This is a genomic window from Flavobacterium sp. UBA4854, from assembly GCF_002399805.1.
GTDB lineage: Bacteria > Bacteroidota > Bacteroidia > Flavobacteriales > Flavobacteriaceae > Flavobacterium > Flavobacterium ginsengisoli.
Window position 1 is genome coordinate 14,071 of record NZ_DHEI01000149.1, and the last position, 5,566, is coordinate 19,636.

Below are 5,566 nucleotides of genomic sequence, written 5' to 3' on the forward strand. Positions count from 1 at the left end.
TTTTTTGCGGTTCTGGAAGTATGGGGTCAAATGGTACTTATGCAGAATATATTTGTGTTCCAGAAGGAATTGCAGTAAAGAAACCTCAGAATATTTCTTTTGAAGAGGCGGCAGGAATTCCATCAGCTGGACTTACGGCTTTGCAGTCTTTTAAGAGAATGAATCTTGCGTTAACCGATTCGATATTGATTACAGGTGCGGCTGGAGGAGTAGGAAACGTTTTTATTAAACTGCTTATAGCTAAAGGTTTTACCAATTTTGTGGTAACAGCTGGAAACGAAGAAAGTATAAAGTCTTTATTAAATCTTGGAGTCAGACCAGAACAAATTATCAATTACAGAAAAGAAGCAATTTACGAAGCGGCTTTTGTTTTAAATGGAAATAAAAAATTTGATATAGCAGTAGATTTAGTTGGAAATAATGTTGCTGAAATAGCCGCAAAACTTTTAAAAATAAACGGAAAGTATATTGATGTTACGAACTTTTCTACTGCAGAATCGCGTGGTATACTTTTTTCGAAAGGAGCTACAATTCATAATATTTCAAACTATGCGTATGGAATTGAAAAGCAATACGATTACTATAAAAAAGGATTGTCAGAATTGAATCATTTAGTGGAGAATGAAATAATTACAGCTCCCCATATTGATGTAATAGGAGGATTGAGTAAAGAAACGGTAGATAAAGCGCTTAAGATTTTGAGAGAAAACAAAACCGGCGGCAGAAAATTAATAATGAAGATTAATTAAATGAAAACAATACCAAGAAGAATCGTAACTGGTTTACGAAACGGAAAATCGATTATAGAACAAGATGAAATTGTGACCAATGTATCGGAACATTTTCCGGGTTTGATTATTTCGGATATCTGGTCAACAGATTCGACACCAGCAAAATTTGAAGAAAAAGTTATTGAGAATACGGCTTTTCCAAACACACCCAAAAACGGAAGCTATTTTCGTTACGTCCAGATTCCCCCCGATAAAGATTTAGGTATTATAGTCACAGAAGGACAACCACATCCTTTGATGCATCAGACCGATACTTTAGATTATATTATCATAATTTCTGGTGAAATTTATCTAATTGTTGATGAAGAAGAAACTTTATTGAGAGCTGGAGATATCGTAATTCAGCGTGGAACCAATCACGCTTGGAGCAATCGCTCAGACGCTCCTTGTATTCAATTGGCAGTTTTGCTAGATGCTGCAAAAGCAGAAAAATAGAATTATACGCCGAAAACTATATTTTTATTTATTTGTAAAAAGCAATAATCTACTTGATTATTGCTTTTTTTTTGTCTTTGGATAGACTTAAAAAAGTTTCAAAATGGTTTCATCTTATAAAATGAAACCATTTTGAATATTTGTATTTAAAGCGTTGATTATTAATTGTCTATATTTAATTCGTGAAATAACTGCCTTAAAAAAAGCAAATTTAGAAGCCTGTACGGTTACTTTAAAAACAGGTGAATTTGCAAATTTATCTGAAATGTTTGCTAAATAATATTGATTACAAATTCCTGAAAAAAGCAAAATTAAATCAATATAATCGAATGAGTTATTGGCAATTTAGAGCTCCAAACATAAAACATTTGGCTCTAGTTTTATTGTGCTGCGGTTCTAACTTAAGTTTTGCGCAGCAAGATACCGTTAGCCTCGCCTCTGCAAAAAAAATAAGGCTCGACGAAGCAATTTTATTAGGCATTAAAAATAACCGGCAATTAAAACTGGCAAATGCTGATTTGGCTATTGCTAACGAAAATGTTGGTCAGGCTAAAATTGCAAAAATGCCAAGGATAAACTTAAACGGCGGATACAATTATATTGGCGATCCTAAATTGTATAACGGATTTTATGAAAGCCAAGTTACTGTAGATTATTACAATCATCAGGCATTTGCCAATGTTGTTTCTTCACTTCCAATTTATGCAGGAAACGCTCTTAATACTAGAATTAACCAACAGGAATTAATTACCCAAATGCAGCAATCTGCTGTGAGAATGACCGAAGCTGATGTTAAAAACGCCATAACAGAGCAATATTTTACACTCGAAAAACTATACCGTCAGATTGAGGTTACAAAACAAAATATTATAAATACCGATATCCGAATCAATCAATTAAAATCGCGTGTAAAGAATGGCCAGAACTTGACGAGTGATCTTTTAAGAACCGAATTACAGCAATCAAACTTTAAGGTTTCGGTCTTTAGAAGTACCAATACCATCGAAATAATCAGCAATAATCTTGATATATTGATTGGTTTTCCAAATAATACCATTCTGAAACCAGAAGTGGCAGAAAGCATGATTCCGACAGAAAATATGAATTTGCAGCAAAGTTTAGAAGAAGCTTTTGCTAACCGCGAAGAGATAAAACGGGCTGTCGTAAAAATCAAATTATCAGAATCATCATTGAGTTTGACCAAAAGCGGATTTAAACCTAATTTAAATGCAAATCTTATTCTAAATACAGAATATCCGGCGCAATGGCCCAATTATGTTAATTTACTTAATTATTGGGCTGCAGGACTTTCTTTAAATTGGGATATTTCTAGTTTTTACAATTTAAAACATCGCATAAGCGGAGACAAATTGGAAATTGATAAAAGCAATTTAGCTCTAGAAGTTACCAAAGATCAGATTTCTACAGAAGTTAAAAATGCTTATGTGAGATATGCAGAAAGCAAAGAAAACATCAAAACCTATAAGAAAGATGTAGAATTGTCTATGAGCAATTATAAAATTGTAAAAAGCCGATACGACAATGATTTTGCTTTAATAAGTGAGATTGTAGATGCCGAATTACAATTAAACAACTCTCGTATTTCGTTGGTAAATGCCAATTTAGATTTGATTATTCAATACTATTCACTTCAGTACGCAATGGGCAAACTTTAATTTATCTTGTTATGAGCGAAGCAGATATACAAAATAGCACAATTCAGAAAAGCGAAAAAAGAAGAAACAGAGTTCTTACGATTTTGTCTTTTGTTTTTTTAATAACAGGAGGATTGTGGATTTTAAGCCTATTCTTCGATTTCAGTTCTTACGAAACGACAAATAATGCTCAGGTCGAAGCTTATATGAACAATATTGTGGCTCGCGCTACGGGACATATTAAAGAAATAAAATTTGAATCCAATCAGTTGGTGCATAAAGGAGATACTTTGGTTGTTTTAGACGATGAAGAATACCTCATTAAAGTTAGACAAGCCGATGCAGATTTGGCTATAGCCGAAGGAAATCTACATTCGTTACAACAAAATATTACAACCTCAGTTTCTAATCAGGCTTCGGGAAAAGAAAAATTAGCAGGTGATTTGGCGAGTTTAGAAAAAGCCCAAAAAGATTATCAGCGCTTTAAAAATATGTATGCAGATTCGGCTGTAACGCGAAATCAGTACGATCAGGTTATTTCCAAATTAAAATCGGAAGAAGCTTATGTTAAAGCAGGAAGAAAAGGCTTAGATGCAAGTAGCTCTATGACCAAACAAAGTTCGATTAATCTGGAAGCCGCCACAGCAACTGTTGCTAGAAAGAAAGCCGATTTGGATGCGGTCAAACTTCAGTTGTCTTATACGGCAATTATCTCGCCCGCGGATGGTTTTATTGGCGAAAGAAATTTATCTATTGGCGAATTAATTAATGCCAATCAAACTATTGCCACCATGGTGCTGAGTGAAAAATTATGGATTTCTGCAAATTTTAAAGAAACTCAAATCGAAAAAATCAAGCAAGGTCAAGAAGTTACCATTACAATCGATGCTCTGGACGGAAAAGAATTTAAAGGAAAAGTAATGGGTTTTTCGCCAGCAACAGGAGCCAAATTCTCGATGGTAGAACCAGATAATTCGACCGGAAATTTTGTAAAAATCACGCAGCGTATTCCCGTTAAAATTGAATTTGAAGTTTCGTCTAAAGAGCTTCAAGATGTAAGACCAGGAATGAATGTTACAGTTAAAGTAAAAAAGTAAAAGATGTTTGCAGGAAAAAAAAGCAGCCTTTTTACACTGACAGGATTGTATATCCTGACGATTCCTTTTTTTAACGGATTGAATGTAACGACTTATGATAATTCGCAGCTATTAGGACATTTTGCACCTTCTACTACAGCTTTTAGTTACGCCGTTTACATTCCCATTTTTGCCATGCTAGCTTTTTTGCCTTTAGGATTAAAATTAGGAAAACAAATTAAAGTGCGTACCATGATTTTATCGGTTTCATTTTTATCACTTTTATTTAATACCGCTTCATTGTTTGCGCCAACTATTGCGTGGTTTGTTTTATGTCGTTCTCTTTTAGCAATTGTTTCCATAATCGGAATATTTGCTTCTATGGTGCCTATTTTATTAAAATACAATCCATCGTTAAATATGGCTTTGATGTATGGCATTTTTCAGTTTATACAAAAAGGGAGCCAGCATTTGTATCAATATTTAGGAGCAAATTTTGTGAGTTTTCATAACTGGACATTTGGAGTTTATTTCTTAAATCTCAATTTTTTAATCTGTATTATTCTGGCTTGGTATTTTTACAAAGCTGATGTTGCACCGCTTAAAACTAAATTTCAATTTGATTGGAGAGGTTGGATTATTATGGTTTTATTTTTTGCGATTATTCTTTTTTTGTGCGCTGAAGGACAAACGAGAAATTGGCTTAGTGACCCTAAAATAACTCTCGCTTTTGCATTTTTATTTATTACTGTGGGCATTTATCTGCTTCATGTTCGTTTTACGGCAGAACCTTTAATTAATCCTGATGTTTACAAATTTAAAAATGTAATTGTAGGTGCTTTAATGATGTTTTATATCGGGATAATGAACGGAACAGGAAGTGTGGTTACAGGTTATATGACCAATGTTTTAGGATTTGATTCTGTTCTTGGGGCAGTAACACATCTTTCATTGCTGATCGGATTATGCATTTCGATTCCGCTTTCGACTTATCTTTTATACAAACGTATTTATTTGGCCACAATTTGGATAATTGGTTTTGCCTGTTACGGAATTTATCATATTACGCTCTACTTCAGGTTCTATCCAGGAATCGATGCCTCTGATTTTTATCTGCCCTTAATTTTTAAAGGGGTAGGAATGGGATTTATTTTTCCTGTTTCGTTACTCTATATTTCAGAAGGTGTTCCACCGCAGCTAAGCACTTCACGGATGATGACAGGAATTATAGCTCAAGCCATTTTTGCTTCTTTATTGGGCGGTGCTGTTTTGGGAACCTTTATTTCGAAAATGAATATACAGCATAAAACGGGCTTAAGTCAGCAGTTAAGTGCAATAAACAAGCAAGCAGAAAGCCAACTAGAAAATTCAAAAAAGAAATTTTTATTCCTGGGATTATCTGATGCTGAGGCGCAGAAAAAAGCAGAAAAAAGTCTTTCTAACCAAACTTCCCAAGCTTCTATTTTGTTGGCTTACAAAGATATTTATCTCGTCATGTCGGCAATTTGTTTTCTGCCCATTTTTATTATTCTGATTTTCAAACTTTGGCGTAGACCAATAGGAAGAGTAGAAGTAGAACCAATACCGATTTGAGACTAAAGAAGAAAGA

General features: G+C 34.0%; 5 protein-coding genes. All 5 read left to right on the forward strand.

Translation table 11 applies throughout. From position 1 onward, the window contains the following. Positions 1 to 749, forward strand: a 749-nt coding sequence (locus B3J44_RS21600; RefSeq protein WP_286971357.1) for a zinc-binding dehydrogenase, incomplete at its 5' end; no start/stop codon positions are given. Then, positions 750 to 1,226, forward strand: a complete 477-nt coding sequence (locus B3J44_RS21605) for a cupin domain-containing protein (protein WP_286971358.1) — start codon at positions 750 to 752, stop codon at positions 1,224 to 1,226. Positions 1,227 to 1,555: 329 nt separating this feature from the next. Next, a complete protein-coding gene (locus B3J44_RS21610; RefSeq protein WP_286971359.1) occupies positions 1,556 to 2,902 on the forward strand; it encodes a TolC family protein in 1,347 nt (448 codons plus the stop codon). An 11-nt stretch (positions 2,903 to 2,913) separates the two neighbouring features. Then, positions 2,914 to 3,978, forward strand: a complete 1,065-nt coding sequence (locus tag B3J44_RS21615; RefSeq protein ID WP_286971360.1) for an HlyD family secretion protein — start codon at positions 2,914 to 2,916, stop codon at positions 3,976 to 3,978. A gap of 3 nt (positions 3,979 to 3,981) precedes the next feature. Further along, the gene (locus B3J44_RS21620; protein ID WP_286971361.1) at positions 3,982 to 5,550 is read left to right on the forward strand and encodes an MFS transporter; all 1,569 of its coding nucleotides are present in this window, start codon (positions 3,982 to 3,984) and stop codon (positions 5,548 to 5,550) included. The last annotated feature ends 16 nt before the right edge of the window (positions 5,551 to 5,566 follow it).

Bases quoted from the DNA above. Each gene is read 5' to 3' on its own strand.
- B3J44_RS21605 (WP_286971358.1), top strand. From the start codon at position 750: ATGAAAACAATACCAAGAAGAATCGTAACTGGTTTACGAAACGGAAAA.
- B3J44_RS21620 (WP_286971361.1), top strand. From the start codon at position 3,982: ATGTTTGCAGGAAAAAAAAGCAGCCTTTTTACACTGACAGGATTGTAT.
- B3J44_RS21610 (WP_286971359.1), top strand. From the start codon at position 1,556: ATGAGTTATTGGCAATTTAGAGCTCCAAACATAAAACATTTGGCTCTA.
- B3J44_RS21615 (WP_286971360.1), top strand. From the start codon at position 2,914: ATGAGCGAAGCAGATATACAAAATAGCACAATTCAGAAAAGCGAAAAA.